At 49.5% G+C, this 15,526-nt stretch carries 17 protein-coding genes and 1 other RNA gene; 13 read left to right on the forward strand and 5 right to left on the reverse strand.

Going from position 1 to position 15,526, the window contains the following annotated elements:
- Window positions 1–54: 54 nt before the first annotated feature.
- From XMG59_RS06020 to XMG59_RS06030, 3 genes are read left to right on the forward strand one after another with little or no spacing between them, the layout of a single operon-like run.
- Window positions 55–1,440, forward strand: coding sequence for a deoxyribodipyrimidine photo-lyase (locus XMG59_RS06020; RefSeq protein WP_173488729.1), 1,386 nt, complete (start codon window positions 55–57; stop codon window positions 1,438–1,440).
- Window positions 1,441–1,481: 41 nt separating this feature from the next.
- Entirely contained in the window at window positions 1,482–2,801 is a 1,320-nt protein-coding gene (locus tag XMG59_RS06025; RefSeq protein WP_173488728.1) for a deoxyguanosinetriphosphate triphosphohydrolase, read from the forward strand.
- A gap of 1 nt (window position 2,802) precedes the next feature.
- Window positions 2,803–3,177, forward strand: a complete 375-nt coding sequence (locus XMG59_RS06030; RefSeq protein WP_173481374.1) for a translation initiation factor Sui1 — start codon at window positions 2,803–2,805, stop codon at window positions 3,175–3,177.
- On the opposite strand, the gene XMG59_RS06035 is transcribed toward XMG59_RS06030, so the two are convergent.
- The 3 genes from XMG59_RS06035 to XMG59_RS06045 all read right to left on the reverse strand — a co-directional run bounded on the left by XMG59_RS06035 (window position 3,174) and on the right by XMG59_RS06045 (window position 5,217).
- Window positions 3,174–4,133, reverse strand: coding sequence for a hypothetical protein (locus tag XMG59_RS06035; RefSeq protein WP_173488727.1), 960 nt, complete (start codon window positions 4,131–4,133; stop codon window positions 3,174–3,176). The genes XMG59_RS06030 and XMG59_RS06035 overlap by 4 nt on opposite strands.
- A 110-nt stretch (window positions 4,134–4,243) precedes the next feature.
- Entirely contained in the window at window positions 4,244–4,894 is a 651-nt protein-coding gene (locus tag XMG59_RS06040; RefSeq protein WP_173481372.1) for an O-methyltransferase, read from the reverse strand.
- A gap of 11 nt (window positions 4,895–4,905) precedes the next feature.
- Window positions 4,906–5,217, reverse strand: a complete 312-nt coding sequence (locus tag XMG59_RS06045; RefSeq protein ID WP_173484612.1) for a hypothetical protein — start codon at window positions 5,215–5,217, stop codon at window positions 4,906–4,908.
- A 50-nt stretch (window positions 5,218–5,267) separates the two neighbouring features.
- Here XMG59_RS06045 and XMG59_RS06050 point away from each other — a divergent pair, with 50 nt between their 5' ends.
- The 4 genes from XMG59_RS06050 to ftsZ all read left to right on the forward strand — a co-directional run bounded on the left by XMG59_RS06050 (window position 5,268) and on the right by ftsZ (window position 9,194).
- Entirely contained in the window at window positions 5,268–5,624 is a 357-nt protein-coding gene (locus tag XMG59_RS06050) for a hypothetical protein (RefSeq protein WP_173481370.1), read from the forward strand.
- Between the two features lie 512 nt (window positions 5,625–6,136).
- A complete protein-coding gene (locus XMG59_RS12290; protein WP_173481369.1) occupies window positions 6,137–6,598 on the forward strand; it encodes an Lrp/AsnC family transcriptional regulator in 462 nt (153 codons plus the stop codon).
- Between the two features lie 47 nt (window positions 6,599–6,645).
- Window positions 6,646–7,923 (forward strand): cell division protein FtsA, encoded by a 1,278-nt coding sequence (gene ftsA, locus XMG59_RS06060; protein ID WP_173481368.1) that lies wholly within the window; start codon window positions 6,646–6,648, stop codon window positions 7,921–7,923.
- A 65-nt stretch (window positions 7,924–7,988) separates the two neighbouring features.
- On the forward strand, window positions 7,989–9,194 hold the full coding sequence (ftsZ, locus tag XMG59_RS06065) for a cell division protein FtsZ (RefSeq protein ID WP_173481367.1): 1,206 nt from the start codon (window positions 7,989–7,991) through the stop codon (window positions 9,192–9,194).
- Between the two features lie 35 nt (window positions 9,195–9,229).
- Here the strand turns inward: ftsZ and XMG59_RS06070 are convergent, their stop codons facing one another.
- Window positions 9,230–9,994 (reverse strand): TlyA family RNA methyltransferase, encoded by a 765-nt coding sequence (locus tag XMG59_RS06070; RefSeq protein ID WP_173484613.1) that lies wholly within the window; start codon window positions 9,992–9,994, stop codon window positions 9,230–9,232.
- Between the two features lie 109 nt (window positions 9,995–10,103).
- Between XMG59_RS06070 and XMG59_RS06075 the strand changes: the two genes are divergently transcribed.
- Window positions 10,104–10,493, forward strand: a complete 390-nt coding sequence (locus XMG59_RS06075) for a RidA family protein (RefSeq protein WP_173481365.1) — start codon at window positions 10,104–10,106, stop codon at window positions 10,491–10,493.
- Window positions 10,494–10,495: 2 nt separating this feature from the next.
- Window positions 10,496–11,563: an alanine racemase gene (alr, locus tag XMG59_RS06080; protein WP_173498383.1), complete on the forward strand. Its 1,068-nt coding sequence runs from the start codon at window positions 10,496–10,498 to the stop codon at window positions 11,561–11,563.
- Window positions 11,564–11,686: 123 nt separating this feature from the next.
- Here the strand turns inward: alr and XMG59_RS06085 are convergent, their stop codons facing one another.
- A complete protein-coding gene (locus tag XMG59_RS06085; protein ID WP_173481363.1) occupies window positions 11,687–12,229 on the reverse strand; it encodes a DUF2058 domain-containing protein in 543 nt (180 codons plus the stop codon).
- A 64-nt stretch (window positions 12,230–12,293) separates the two neighbouring features.
- Here XMG59_RS06085 and XMG59_RS06090 point away from each other — a divergent pair, with 64 nt between their 5' ends.
- The 4 genes from XMG59_RS06090 to XMG59_RS06105 all read left to right on the forward strand — a co-directional run bounded on the left by XMG59_RS06090 (window position 12,294) and on the right by XMG59_RS06105 (window position 15,524).
- Window positions 12,294–12,908: a LysE family translocator gene (locus XMG59_RS06090; protein WP_173481362.1), complete on the forward strand. Its 615-nt coding sequence runs from the start codon at window positions 12,294–12,296 to the stop codon at window positions 12,906–12,908.
- Window positions 12,909–12,979: 71 nt separating this feature from the next.
- Window positions 12,980–13,076, forward strand: an RNA gene (ffs, locus tag XMG59_RS06095) — signal recognition particle sRNA small type.
- A 98-nt stretch (window positions 13,077–13,174) separates the two neighbouring features.
- Window positions 13,175–15,187 carry a DNA polymerase III subunit gamma/tau gene (gene dnaX, locus XMG59_RS06100; protein WP_173481361.1) on the forward strand — a complete coding sequence of 671 codons (2,013 nt, stop codon included), beginning with the start codon at window positions 13,175–13,177 and terminating at the stop codon, window positions 15,185–15,187.
- 10 nt (window positions 15,188–15,197) lie between these two features.
- Entirely contained in the window at window positions 15,198–15,524 is a 327-nt protein-coding gene (locus XMG59_RS06105) for a YbaB/EbfC family nucleoid-associated protein (protein WP_173481360.1), read from the forward strand.
- The last annotated feature ends 2 nt before the right edge of the window (window positions 15,525–15,526 follow it).

A 15,526-nucleotide genomic window follows, 5' to 3' on the forward strand; every position in this document is an offset into this window, starting at 1 on the left:
CACTATTGAAATAAGAAGACCGGTTTTAAAGCCGGTCTTTTTTTTGGGGAAAACATGAATATCGTCTGGTTTCGCAATGACCTTAGAGTAGCCGCAAACCCAGCATTGGAAGCTGCGCAACGTAATGGATTGGCCACGGTGGCCCTTGTCTGTCTGACTCATGAGAGCTGGTCGGAACATAACGAATCGCCTCAACGTATGGGGCTATGGCGAGATCGGTTACTGCAGGTTAAAGGCGAGCTTGAATCTCTCAATGTGCCCTTAAAAGTGATTCAGGCAGGGCACTTTGATCACTGTGCCAGTGCCATTAGAAACCTGGCAACAGAGTTGTCAGCAACTCACTTTTTCTTCAATCACGAGTATCCACTAAATGAGCAGTTGCGCGATGATGCAGTCGTTGCAGCCCTTCAACCTGATGTGAGCTGTCAGGGTTTTCATGGTGAGGTGATCATTCCACCCGGAGAGGTTAAAACTCAAACGGGTACAGACTTTAAAGTCTATACCCCATTCTCTCGTGCATGGCGGGCAGCGTTACCTCGATTTGACTACTCAATTAAAGCGATGAACACCCCTTTCCCAGAGACCGCACTTCACTCTGATGACATCCCAGACGATCTTGGCTGGCGCCCACTGTCCTATGATAAAGAGTTGTGGCCCGTTGAGACCGAAGCGATCCGTGAACGTGTCTACGAGTTTGTCCGTGAACGGGAGTTGGATTACAAAGAGCATCGTGACTTTCCAGCAATCAACGGGACCTCCCAGTTATCGCCTTACTTGACCATTGGTGCTGTGTCACCACTACAGTTGATGCATGTTCAAAGACAGGAGCGTGAGAACGATGGCTGGTTAGAGAGCAGTTGGCTCAATGAGATCATCTGGCGTGAGTTCTATCGTCACCTGACGGTTGCGTTTCCAGAGCTGTCTAAACTTGAGCCGTTTAGACCAGAAACTGAGCAGAAGATTCAGTGGTTGGATCGTGAGCCGCTGTGGCAGGCTTGGTGTCAGGGTGAGACAGGGTTTCCGATTGTCGATGCAGCGATGAAACAGCTGTTAACAACAGGTTGGATGCACAATCGACTGCGTATGGTCGTGGCCAGCTTTTTAACTAAATTAATTGGCATCGATTGGCGCCGCGGTGAGAAGTTCTTTATGGAGCATCTGATTGATGCTGATTTCCCATCCAACAACGGTGGTTGGCAGTGGTCTGCTTCAGTGGGTGCTGATGCCGCTCCCTATTTTCGAATCTTCAACCCGACTGCGCAAAGCGAGAAGTTCGATGCCAAAGGTGAATTTCTTGTGAAGTGGTTGCCAGAGCTGGCCGCGCTACCGCCTAAAGAGCGTCATAAGCCGGGGGCAGGGCAGGCGTTTGGTCGTCCCGCGCCGATCATTGATTACTCTCTTGAGCGAAAACGCGCGTTGGACGCTTATAAAGAGGGCTAGGATCTGGCACACTTCCTTCCAAGTTTTTTGGGAGAGTGTAAATGGATTGGGAAAGGCTGCTAACGCGCAAACGTTATGGTCACGACGAAGTAGAATCGGCGGAGCAGGGTCGAAGCCACTTCCACAAAGATCATGACCGAATCATCTTTAGTAGTGCTTTCCGTCGCTTGGGTCGTAAGACGCAAGTGCACCCTATGTCCCTCAACGATCACATCCATACTCGTCTGACTCACTCCATTGAGGTAGGCAGTCTTGGGCGTAGTCTGGGCATTCGTGCCGGCGAGTTGATTGCTGATCAGCTGCCAAAGGGCATATCGCCTGATGACTTGGGGATGATTGTTCAGTCGGCCTGTCTGGCTCACGATATTGGTAACCCCCCTTTTGGTCATGCTGGCGAGTACGCCATTCGTGATTGGTTCCGTCAGCGTCAAGAGGATCAGCGTTTCTCGCAGCTCTCTGAAGACGAGTTTTTAGATCTAAAAACCTTTGAAGGTAATGCGCAGGGGCTCAGGGTCGTCACCAAGATCGAGAACCATCTCTTTGATGGTGGTCTGCGCTTAACCTACCCAACTCTAGGAACACTATTGAAATACCCTTGGACAGCTCGTCACGGTGGTAAGAAGGGTAAGTTCAGCTGTTATCAAGCGGAACTTCCTTTAGTAGCATCACTGGCCAAAGATCTTGGTCTGCCTCAGCTTGAAGAGGATCGCTGGGCGCGTCACCCTCTGAACTTCCTAATGGAGGCGGCGGATGATATCTGTTACGCCATATTGGATCTTGAAGATGCTATTGAGTTGAACCTGCTTAGTTTCGATGAGGTTAAACCTATCTTGTCAACGCTCTGCGGCGACCTGGAGTTTGATGATGAGATCTTCGCGACCCAGGCCTCTGCACGACGTAAGATTTCGGCACTTCGTGGTCGAGCGATGGAGAACATGGTCGACTCAGCGGTGCAGGTGTTTGCCGATCAGCTGCCAGAGATCTTGTCAGGTCAATATCAGGGTGAGCTTCTCAGTGATGGCGATCCCATGGTTAGAGATGGGTTGGCTGCAGCGAAACGTATCGCCCAAGAGCGGGTCTTTCCAGACAATCGAAAAGCAGAGCTAGAGGTGGGTGCCTATACTATTCTAGGTGTGTTGGTTGAGGCTTTTATCGAGGCGGTCTGGGAGCAGCACCAAAAGCAGGGAGAAGATCTCTGTTATCGCAGTGAAAAGATTATCGGTCTGATGGGGATTCATGCCCCCTCTTCGGGTGAGTCGCTCTATCAAGGCTACATGCGTGCCTTGGACTTTATTAGCGGTATGACCGACTCCTATGCAAGCTACCTTGCTCGACAGATCGGTGGAGGAATAAAGGTTTAATATGGCATCACTTCAAGATCAGCTTAGTCGACTCGTCTACAGCACGGAAAAAGGTAACCTCTGTCCTGATTGTGGCGAAGCGTTAACCGCTTGTATCTGTTCAGAGCAGGCAGAGCAGACGCGCATTGCCGCAATGGATGGGGTAGTTCGCATTCGTCGTGAAACCTCTGGGCGAAAAGGCAAAGCCGTCACTACCATTTCCGGTGTGCCAAGAGTTGAGTCTGAATTAAAGACGCTTCTGAAAAAGTTGAAGCAGGGGTGTGGTTCAGGCGGTGCTGTCAAAGAGGGAATTATTGAGATTCAAGGTGATCACCGCGACAAACTTAAAACCCTCTTAGAGAAAGAGGGTTTTACCGTTAAGTTAGCGGGCGGTTAGAGGCCGATTGCTCGCTCCGAGAGTGCCAGTTCCATTCGGGCGCGCAGCAAAGAGTAAAGCTGTATTGCCGCATCAATCTCCTCTTTGCGGTTCGTAAGACTCTCGATATTTAAGCCCAGCGGTAGATCCAATTCGGCGCAAGATTCCAAAATCATCTGCAAGTTGGTGTAACAGATCTTAATAGACTCTTTAAGTGGCTGATCGGCATCCAAAATTCGGTAGCTGGTCGCCTCTGGTACCGAAATACCCAACCACTTCATAAACTCAAGGGTCTTCTCACTGCCACAAGGTGTGAAAGTCAAAATGATTCGTGCCGGCTCCATATCGAGCTGTTTGCAGCGACGAGCATAGGAGGTCAGCATGTCGATGGTCGCTTGTGCGTTATAAACCGCTTGCGAGATGAAGAAGTGACAGCCCTCTTTCTGCTTGGTCACCATGCGCTCGTGTTCATCGCCTTTTTTCTGATGGCGCTCTGCGATACAGACACCGCCAAGGGCAATTGTTTTATGAGACTCTTCCAGTGATTGGTAGGCATCATTCAAACTGAACTTGTAGTCACCTTCCGAGGAGGGGGCGCCAACCAGGACGATATTGTTCTGGTGGTAGGTCTCAGTCGTCTCTTCTACCCACTCTTCAAACTCTTGTCGACTACCTTGAGCAACACTGTTGTAGGTGATGGTTCCGCAGCCGCTCTTTTCGTGAAGCAATTTAGCGTAGTGGCGCGGGTCACGTGTTTGAGCAAAGGGGAATGGGCGAGGTGTGTCGATGCGAGTGCTCTCGTCCTGAATGTCATAAACGATAATGCCATCGAACGCGATATGGTCGAGTCGTTCCAGCAGCTTGTCAGCAATGCCTGACATCACTTCATCTTCGGTGCCCATTTTGGGTGGGGTAGTACCGATGACATAAACCCCTTGGTCCGTACCGATTAATTTGTCCTGAAGTGAGCAGCTCATCTCTATTCCAATTGCTTCTTTTAAGTGTGGCTTAGTATAAACGTGAGTGGATTTCATGAAAATTGCATATCCCATGAAATTTTTTTCTTAAGATATGCATGACGTTCAATTTAGAGCTTTCGAACGACGTTGACACCGTCGCGCAGAGTCAGAAAGACGTTTTCCACCTCGGGGTCCTCTGCAATCAGTCGGTTTGTTTCAACTAACACATCATCGATATCGGATTCTGGTTGAATGACCTTGCCAGACCAGAGCACGTTATCAAGTACGATTAAGCCACCTGGGCGAGTCAGCTCTTTAACCTTTAAGTAGTAGTTTAGGTAGTTGCGTTTGTCGGCATCGATAAAGGTGAAATCCAATGGGCCATCAAGTTGATCTGCAAGAGTTTCAAGGGTGTCGATGGCAGGACCAAAGATCACGTCAATCTTTTTGCCGTGTTCGCTTCGCTCATAAAAGGTTTTTGCGAAGTCGATCGCGCGTGGGTTGGTTTCACAGCAGATAAGCTTGCCATTATCCGGCATGCCTTCCGCAATGGATAGCGCTGAATAGCCTGTGAACATACCAATTTCAAGGGCGCGTTTCGGCTGAGCAATCGCAGAGAGCATCTTAAGTGTTCGGCCGACCAGGCGGCCAGATAGCTTTTGTGGCCATCCCATATTTTGGTTGGTTTGGTCGATCAACTCCTGCAGGAGTTCGGGCTCTGCTGAAGTAGAGATAAAGGCATAGTCTTCGACCTGTTCGTCGACGAGAAAGTCAGGCATGGGATACTCAGTTATTGATTAAGGGTGGAGATGATGGCGCTGCCCCACATGGTGACGCTCTTTCCATCTTCGGTCCAAAGGTATTGGCAAAGTTTAATATCAGACTCAATGCAGCTTTGCTGGCTGATTGCGACACCGGTAGGTAGGGTTTGGCAGCCCTGTTCTGGCTCCTTGCCCACTCCATACAGACGTGCGCTCAACAGCGAGCGATAGAGAGACTCGGTTTCGCACACCCAGTGCTTTCCTTCATCGCTAAGAGCGTTGGCGGTTGGAGTGAGTGCAAGTGCAGCGAGCGATCCTAAAATTATTTGTCTAACTTTCATTTTAATCTCTGTGCAGGTCCGTACAATATCGCTAAAAGGAGATTATAACTATGAACGAATCGCTATACATCTTTCTGTTAACCGGCGTCTTCTCAATGTCGGCTGCGCTGAGTGTAGGTGCCATCAACAAAATGCCAGAATCTGATCGTCCTGCATGGTTTGCGGTGAAGCAGAATATGGTCATGATGGTGGTGCTCGGTAATCTTGCTGCGCTAACGCTGGTGGGTTCTCTGGCCTATGGATTTCAGACCTTGCACTGGTCGATTCCATTGAGCTCAATGTTCATCACCTTCCCGATCGTGCATCAGTTATTGGTGGTCAAATTGATCGGTGCTACCAAGGCACTATTCTTAACAGTTCCTGCTACCTTGGCCTCTATTGCGGTGCTCTATATCTACTGGCCCTAATCGTTAATTTGTCCTACCTAAAAACGCAGCCTCGGCTGCGTTTTTTGTTTTTAGTTCTTATGACGCAAAAATGTTGCGATGTTATGTGTAAATCTAATGTAAACCTAAGAGAGTGTTTTTTGCCGTTTATCAATAATATATTTTGATTTTGTGCTTACAATCTAATTTTAATGCAAATATTTTGCATAAATTAAAAATTATTGGCGTTTTATTTGTGTGTTAGTATTGTTTTTTCATATCTATAATTTGCATTAGTTTCGTTAATTTTTTGTAAATATAATTAAGTTACTGTCTATTTCTCAATAATGACGCAAAATTTGTGCGTAAATTAGAAAATATTGTTATTTATATGATTTATATGGGTTGCATTGGTAGTTTTTGCAAAAATTTCTCATTAAATTAAAGATAAACGCAAATATTTTGCGTTAAGTGTTGGAATGCTTGGTTGGGTTGTGTATATTTTGAGCAATGGACGATTTAATCGTCATCACTGGCTTTAGGATTTGTAATCTGTGGATGCAAAAGATTGGGAGATAATTCGTGCGCTCCAGCAAGATGGACGTCGCACCACGAATGAGATCGCGGATAGCGTTCGTCTCTCAGGCTCGGCCGTGTCTCGCCGTATCGCACGTCTAGAAAAAGACGGCATCATTTCTGGTTACACCGCACTCGTAGATCCCGATAAGGTTGGTTATACCGCCACCGTCATGGTTGAAATTACGCTCGATAGCCAGTCTGATGCGGCTCAATCAGAGTTTGAGCGTGCGGTTGCTAAGGTCCCGAGTGTCAGATCCTGTTACCTAATGAGCGGCGATGCGGATTATCTATTAAAGGTAGCAGCAAGAGATTTGCGTGACTTTGAACGGTTGCGCCGAAAGGTTTTGAGTGATTTACCGCATGTTTCACGTATGCAGACGTCGTTTGCTTTACGCGAAATCGTCAATCACTTGGAGTACGCGCCGGAGAGCGCATAAAAATGGTTAAACGTAATGAAAATTGGGTGTGAATCGTGGATTCAAAAATGATTGTAGCTCTTGATATCGGTACCTCTAAGGTCGTCTGTATGGTGGCCGAGATCGGTACGGACGGTGATATTGAGGTCGTGGGCGTCGGCTCTCACCCATCACGCGGTTTAAAACGCGGTGTGGTCGTTAACATCGAATCTACTGTGCAGTCGATCCAGCGAGCGGTTGAAGCGGCTGAGTTGATGGCGGGAGTCAAAATTCACTCAGTCAGTGTGGGCGTCTCTGGTAGCCATATTGCGAGTCAAAACTCACACGGTATTGTTGCTCTGCAGAGTAAAGAGGTGACTCAATCAGACGTAGAGCGTGTCATTGAGGCTGCTCAAGCGGTCGCGATTCCGGCGGATCAGCGCATTCTGCACATCCTTCCGCAAGAGTATTTGATTGATAACCAAGAGGGCATCAAAGAGCCGCTTGGCATGTCCGGTGTGCGTTTGGAAGCTAAGGTTCATCTGATTACCGGTGCGACTAACGCCATTCAGAATATTGAGAAGTGTGTTCGCCGCTGTGGTCTTGAGATCGATGCCGTAGTTCTTGAGCAGTTGGCATCGGGTTACGCGGTGTTGACTGATGATGAGAAGGATCTGGGTGTCTGCATGGTTGATATCGGCGGTGGTACCACCGATATCGCGATCTTTACTCAAGGTTCAATTCGTCACACAGCTGTGATTCCTGTTGCGGGCGATCAAGTCAGCAATGATATTGCCATGGCATTGCGCACCCCAATGCAGCATGCCGATCAGATCAAAATGAAGTACGCCTGTGCATTGGCGCAGTTAGCGCGTGCTGATGAGACGATCAAAGTTCCAAGCGTCGGTGATCGTCCTGCGCGAGATCTATCACGCCAAGCTCTGGCTGAAGTGGTGGAGCCGCGTTATGAAGAGCTGTTTACCCTAGTTCAGCAAGAGCTTCGCCGCAGTGGGTTTGAAGATCTAGCGGCAGCCGGCATCGTCCTGACCGGCGGTACTTCGAAGATGGAAGGCGCGGTTGAGCTCGCTGAAGAGATATTCCACATGCCTGTTCGTTTGGCTAAGCCAACGGGTGTAGGCGGTGTTGATGATCTGTTGAGTAACCCTATCTACGCAACGGCGATTGGTCTGTTGCTCTACTCGGCGGATAACGACCTTGATCAGCATGTGGATGCCGAAACAATGACCGATTTTGGTTTGATGCCGGACGATATTGCTGAGCATCAGCCTGAGAAAAAACGAGTTAAAAAAGAGCCATCAGAAGGGTGGGTCTCTAAAACAAAATCTTGGTTAAAAGGTAACTTTTAATCAGAGCTTAGTTGGCAGTAACCGGCAAAGATCGGGCCTGCCTTACATAAAACCTGGAGGAAGATATGTTTGAGTTAGTAGAAGATACAAACGAGAACGCAGTAATCAAAGTTGTCGGTGTCGGTGGTGGTGGCGGTAACGCAGTCAACCACATGGTCGCGTCGGATGTAGAGGGTGTAGATTTTATCTGTGCCAATACCGATGCTCAGGCACTTGGAAAAATGGCCGCTAGTACAGCCCTTCATATCGGTGGTGATATGACGAAAGGCTTGGGTGCGGGCGCTAACCCGGATGTTGGTCGTCAGGCAGCGGTCTCTGACCGTGAACAGATTGCCGACTCTCTGCGTGGTGCCGACATGGTCTTCATCACTGCTGGCATGGGTGGTGGTACCGGTACGGGTGCTGCACCGATCGTTGCCGAAGTGGCTAAAGAGATGGGAATTCTGACGGTGGCGGTCGTCACTAAACCCTTCCCATTTGAAGGCAAAAAACGCATGAAGATTGCGGAAGAGGGTATTCGTGAGCTGCAGGAGCAGGTCGACTCTCTGATTATTATCCCTAACGAGAAACTGCTTCCTGTGCTAGGTAAAAACACCAGCTTGATCAAAGCCTTTGGTGAAGCCAACGATGTACTTAAGGGCGCCGTTCAAGGCATTGCTGACCTCATTATCCGTCCGGGCATGATCAACGTCGACTTTGCAGACGTTCGCACGGTGATGTCTGAAATGGGCATGGCCATGATGGGTACCGGTCATTCGCGTGGTGATGAGCGTGCAGCAGAAGCGACGGAAGCGGCGATTAAGAGTCCACTGCTTGAAGATGTTGATCTGAAAGGCGCAAGTGGCATTTTGGTGAACATCACAGCGGGTATGGACCTTAGCCTGGGTGAGTTCGCTGAAGTGGGTGAAATTGTTGAAGAGTACGCGTCAGACAATGCGACCATTGTGGTCGGTACCGTTATCGATCCAGATATGAGTGAAGAGCTCAAAGTCACGGTAGTAGCGACTGGTTTAGCTCAGGCTCAACAGGCGGGTGCCCGTGTTGTAAACAGTGATGTGACAACCGGTGGCCCAACGCAAGTAGAGGTGAAAACGGCGCCACCTACAGCCTCTGATTTCAGCCAGCTTGAGTTGCCAACAGTAATCCGTAATCGTCAGGCTCAACAAGCCGAGCAGGCGGTTGAGATGGAAGAGCCAGTACAACAGAAAACCGGTACTGATGATATGGAGTTCTTGGATATCCCAGCCTTCCTGCGTCGTCAGGCCGATTAATTAAGTTTTAAACCGTCCAGGTTTCCCGCTCCCCATTATTGGGTGAGCGGGTCTTTTACTGCGACGAGCAGAAACTCGTGATTCCCATCACCCCCTTTAATAGGGCTGTCGATGTAGGTCACTACTCTCATCTCTAACTCGGACATCAGCGTTTTAAAACGCTCCTCCAGCTCTTTATAGAGATCCGTCGATTTGACGATTCCCCCCTTGCCTATGTGCTCCTTTCCTAACTCAAACTGAGGTTTCACCAGTGTGACTAGGTAGCTCCCTCTGTCCAGTAGTTGGCAAAGTCCCGGCAAAATAAGGGTTTGCGAAATGAATGAGACATCCATAACGGCTAGATCAAACTGTCCAGTGGGGCTGTGTGCTTTTAGCTCAGGCTTGAGTTCACGCGCGTTATAGCCTTCAAGGCAGGTCACCTTTGGGTTGGATCTCAGCTTCTGTGCCAGCTGGTCATGTCCCACTTCAATACCTAGTACAGAGGCGGCACCCTGTTGAACGAGGTAATCGGTAAAGCCACCGGTTGATTGTCCAACATCGATGGCATGAACATCGTTAAGATCAATTTGGCAGATCTCAACGGCGCCTTTCAGTTTCAGTGCACCACGCGAAACGTACTGGTCGACTTCAGACAGAGTCACCTGAAACTCAGTCGACTCGGGAAGCTTGATGCCGGGTTTGCTTAAGATGCGCCAGGCTTTATCAAGGTAGCTAACGCGCCCCTCTTTAATGGTACGTTGTGCTTGCGTGCGACTATCACACAGACCTTTATCCAGCAGTAGTTGATCAGCGCGTTTCATCTTGGCTCCCAAATTAGTTGGCTAATAGTAAACAAAGTTCTACTACTTGTCAGAACCAGGATCTCTGCGATAATGGCCTGAGTTTAATATTCTTGATCAGGAGCGCTTCATGTCTAATCGCAGCACCATCTCTACACCCAATGCACCGGCTGCCATTGGTACCTATTCACAAGCTGTCAAAGTGGGTAACACGGTCTACATCTCAGGTCAGATTCCTTTGATTCCAGAATCGATGGAGCTGGTGACTGAAAGCTTCGAAGCGCAGGCCGTTCAGGTGTTTGAAAATTTAAAAGCGATTGCTGAAGCGGCAGGTGGCTCGCTCAACGAAGCAGTGAAATTGACTATTCTTTTGAGTGATATGTCGCACTTTGCCAAGGTCAATGAGGTGATGGCGCGTTACTTCGACGAGCCCTATCCAGCGCGTGCTGCGTTTGCTGTGAAAGAGTTGCCTAAGTCAGTCGATATCGAGATCGATGCCATCATGGTGACAGCCGACTAATCATGCCTCGTCCTCTTGTTGCTGAGATCGATTTAGCTGCCCTCAAACATAATTTGGCACTGGCCAAGCAGCAAAATCTGCAGGCCAAAACTCTGGCCGTGGTTAAAGCGAATGCTTATGGTCATGGCGCTGTTAAGGTGGCGCTAGCCTTAGAGTCTGATGCCGATGCCTTTGGTGTTGCCTCTATCGAGGAAGCGCTAGAGCTGCGTGAGGGTGGCCTTAAAGCGCCTGTTCTGCTGCTTGAAGGTTGCTTTTCAGAGGAGGAGTTAGCCTCTTGTGAGCGTCAAAACTTTTGGGTGGTCTGTCACAGTGACTATCAAATTGAGTGGCTAATTCGCTATCTGTCGACGACCGATTGGCGACCACAGATCTGGTTAAAAGTGGACTCTGGTATGCATCGCCTCGGTTTTGATGCAGATGCCGTAGCGGGTGTAATGGAGCAGTTCTCCTCTATAGAGGGACTGCCTATACCGGTTATGATGAGTCACTTTGCCTGCGCCGATCAGCCTGCCCATCCTCGTAATGAGGTTGCACAGTCGCGGTTTAATCCAGTCAAAACTAACCTCAGTAGTTTTGCTAACTCTGCCGGAATTTTTACCCAAGCAACGCCTGCTGATAGTTGGCAGAGGCTAGGCATTGGGCTTTATGGTGGAACGCCGAGTGAGCTGGGTTTGCAAGGTTTGCAGCCTGCTATGACGCTGAAAACAGCCATTATTGCGTTGCGCGATATTTCACCGGGTGAGTCGGTGGGTTACGGTGCAACCTATACCGCGGAATCACCTCGTAAAATTGCGACGATCGCCATTGGGTATGCCGATGGCTATCCGCGCCAAGCGAAGCAAGGTACACCTGTGTTGGTTAATGGTGTTGAAGCACCGATCGTCGGTCGTGTCTCAATGGATATGATTACCGTTGATGTGACCGATTTGCCGTCAGTGTCGGTAGGTGATGAGGTGATCATGTTCAATGAACAGTTACTTGCGGATAGGGTCGCTAAATGCTGCGATACCATCGACTACACGCTGTTTGCGGGGCTAACAGCGCGTGTTCCTAGGCGGTATTCTGAGTGAGTCTCTGGAAAACGCTGTCAGAGCGGGTGACAGGCTGAAGGCCAGTCACCATGACTCCGTAATACGTTACGTGCACCGGTGACTGGCTTTAGCCTGTCATCCGCCTTCTATTTACGCTCCAACCTACCACATCAAATCATCAGGAATCGCGTAATCCGCATAAGGATCATCCTCATCACTCACCTGTTGATCGCTAGACAGAGGAATGATTCGTTCAGGACGACGCTGTTCTATTCGTTCTGCCACAACGGCCGGTACTAAAGCATAACCTTCACCGAGTTTAGCGACCCGTATCTGGGCGCGAGTAAGCGGCTGAAACATCGATTCATCGATGTAGATGTGCTTGATGGTCTTGCCATCAGCGAACTGGTAACGAGTCTCTGCGCGCTCTGATATCGTAATTTGATGATGTTCAATCAGCTGCTTCACTTGAGCATCGATCGCTCTCTCGGCCTGTTCGGCATCACGTGCCTCATTCAAGGCGCGATCTTGTGCCGCTTTCTGCTCGCGTTTGGCTTGGATATCCGCTTGCTGTTTGGCTTTTTCTGCAGCGACCTCATCAGGAGACTGCTTTTTCTTTTTGCGCTTCTCAATCGTCGCCTTTTTTGCCTGTTGTTTGTTAGCAAGGCCCGCTTTTAACAATTGGTCTTGAAGTGATCCCGCCATGACACCTGTTTCCATAAGTTCTAGAATGCGCGGAGTTTAACATAGCTTTTTCATTGAGGTATTTGTGAATTTAGTTGAGTGGTTAACCCTATTAGCGGTCTGTACTTTGGGGGCAGTTTCACCCGGTCCCAGCCTTTTGGTTGTTGTAAACCAGGCGTTAAATGGATCCCGTGTTCATGGTCTATTAACTGCAATCTCGCACGGTTTAATGGTCGGTGGTTGGGCTCTATTGACGGTCGTAGGGTTAAGTCAGCTGCTGGCTCGTTTGCCTTGGATAGAGGTGGGTTTAACCGTCATCGCCGCCCTTTATCTACTGAACATGGCACGCGGCGCTTGGCAGGGTGGATCGATGAAGATTGCGCCTGAAGAGCGCGCGCGAACCAGTTATTGGCAGGCGATTCGTGATGGGGCCGTTATTGCGACCTTCAATCCTAAGTTGATGCTCTTTTTTATTGCGATTTTTGCCCCTTTTGTCGGCTCTGAATCAACCTTTGAAACGCAGACGCTGCTGGTCGTAACGCCCTGGGTTACTGATACCCTCTGGTACATCATCGTTTCGCTACTGCTAAGTACACGCAAAAGCTTGGCGCTACTGGAAAAGCACGAGCAGCGAATCAATCGAGGCATGGCGGTGGCATTGACGCTTCTGGCGGGTGTGATGCTGTCAGGTCTGCTTTAACTTCATTTGCAATAGCCTAGCGGGGTGCTTATACTTCGCGCTCCTCATTCGAGGTGTTTTTGTGGTGGCTCCATTGGTCCTCCCGCAATGATAAACCGTGAACCTGGTCAGGCCCGGAAGGGAGCAGCCACAGCGGTCGACTCATGTGCCGGGATGTGGCTGGTGGGGCCATCTCCATTTCTGGTAAAAATTCCCGCTGTTTGACTCTCCCTCACCAACGATAAATGTTAGTATCGGGTTAAAATTTTCCGACCACTGAGGATAGGATGAGTTATCAGGTTTTAGCCCGTAAATGGCGTCCCCGTCGTTTCGTTGAAACGGTAGGGCAGGAGCACGTTCTAAAAGCGCTTGTGAATGCGCTCGACGAGAACCGGTTGCACCACGCCTATCTGTTTACCGGCACGCGAGGTGTGGGTAAAACCTCCATTGCACGTCTGTTTGCTAAAGCGCTGAACTGCCAAGAGGGCGTCAGCTCGGAGCCATGTGGTCGTTGTAGCTCCTGTATCGAAATTGCTGAAGGTCGATTTGTTGATCTTATCGAGGTCGATGCGGCTTCACGTACCAAAGTGGAAGATACCCGTGAGCTGTTAGAGAACGTGCAATACGCACCAACTCAAGGTCGCTACAAAGTCTACCTAATAGACGAGGTACACATGTTGTCGACCTCGTCATTCAATGCCTTGTTGAAGACGTTGGAAGAGCCACCACCGCACGTTAAATTCCTACTGGCGACAACCGATCCACAGAAACTGCCAGTGACCATTTTGAGTCGTTGTCTTCAGTTCAACCTGAAGAACATGGCGCCAGAGAAGATCGTCTCTCACCTTCAGTTTGTACTGGGCGAAGAGTCCATCCCCTTTGATGACGCTTCACTCTGGCTGATTGCGCGTTCTGCGGATGGGTCTATGCGTGATGCGCTGTCGTTGACCGATCAGGCCATTGCGTTTGGCTCTGGTGCGCTGCGTGAAGGTGATGTGCGTGCTATGTTGGGTACCATTGATCATCGCTTGGTGTTTGATCTACTGGATGCGATTGTGGCCGGTGACGGTAAAGCAACGATCGATCGAGTAGCAGCCATGGCTGAGTTTTCGCCCGATTTTGCTGGTGTATTAGCTGAGATGATCTCGATTCTGCATCGAGTAGCCTTGGCTCAAGTGGTGCCTGCTGCGATCGATAATAGCTTAGGGGATCAGGCTCAGATTCAAGCGCTTGCTGGCAAGGTGCGTGCAGAAGAGATACAGCTCTACTACCAAATCGCATTAACAGGCCGTCGTGATCTGCCGATGTCACCGAACCCTCGTGAAGCATTAGAGATGTGCTTGTTACGTATGTTGGCCTTCCGTCCTGTCGATCAGCGTCCTATCGATGCGCCACCCGTTAAGCCGTCTGAGATCTCTAGGCCTGTTGAAAATGAGCCTGCTGTCAGTGAGCCGGAACCACAGCCAGCGATCGAAACGCCAGTTGTTGAAAAGCCGCTAGAGACTCAAGCGACGCTAGCGCAGCCAGAGTCTGCTCCAGTGAATGATCCCCCGCCATGGGAGGATATTCCCGCTGAGGCCTATGCAGATCAGGAGCCAACGGCAAAAAAGTTTGAAGCGGACTCGATGGAGGCCGTATCGGCTCCGTTGGAGTCCGCTAGGGTTGAGCCATCTGAACCATTTAAGCCAGCTGAGCCCATGGATAAACTCATGGATGAGCCGGCTATTGACCCTGTTGAATCTAACGACAGTGCGATTGATCTGTTTGGCGAAGAGACGCCACTAGCCACTTACGATAAGCCGGATGAGCAACCAGTAGTTGAAGAGGTTAAGCCAGTAGAGGCAGTTGAGCCGGTTGAGCAGAAAGAACAGGCTAAAAAAACGCTAGAAAAATCAATTACGCTCTCCAATTTTGCGCTTGAAGATTGGGTGCATTTGATTGCCCAACTGGATCTAACCGGTATGACCGAGAGCTTGGCTAAGGCGATGTCCCTTGAGACACTTCAGGGGAACCGTATGGTGTTGCACTATACGGCTGAGCAGGAAGCGCTCTTCAATGATCAGCACAAACAACGTATTGCTGATGCGATTACCGCCTTTTTCCAAGAGCCGATGTCGGTTGATTTTCAGCTGGCTGAACAGACTCGTGAAACGCCGGTGAACTACCGTATTCGCCGTGCTGAAGAGCGACGCATAGCGGCGGTAAGGCATTTGAAACAAGATCCCAATGTGGAACGATTAATTGAGATGTTCGATGGACAGTTAGATGAACTCTCCGTTGAGCCTTTAGAGATAGAGTGAGGTCATAGTTATGATGAAAGGTGGAATGGGCAACCTAATGAAGCAGGCCCAAAAGATGCAAGAGGACATGCAGAAAGCGCAAGAGGAGATCGCTCGCGCTGAAGTGACGGGTGAAGCGGGTGCAGGTCTTGTCAGCATCGTTATGAACGGTCGTCACGACGTAAAACGTGTCAGCATCGATGACTCTTTGATGGAAGAGGATAAAGAGATTCTAGAAGATCTTATCGCTGCAGCGGTTAATGATGCGGTGCGTAAGGTTGAAACCACCAGCCAAGAGCAGATGTCGAAAATCACCCAAGGTATGGGTATGCCACCTGGCTTTAAGATGCCGTTTTAATT

Origin of the sequence: Marinobacterium sp. xm-g-59, from assembly GCF_013283315.1 — a bacterium.
Taxonomy (GTDB): domain Bacteria; phylum Pseudomonadota; class Gammaproteobacteria; order Pseudomonadales; family Balneatricaceae; genus Marinobacterium_E.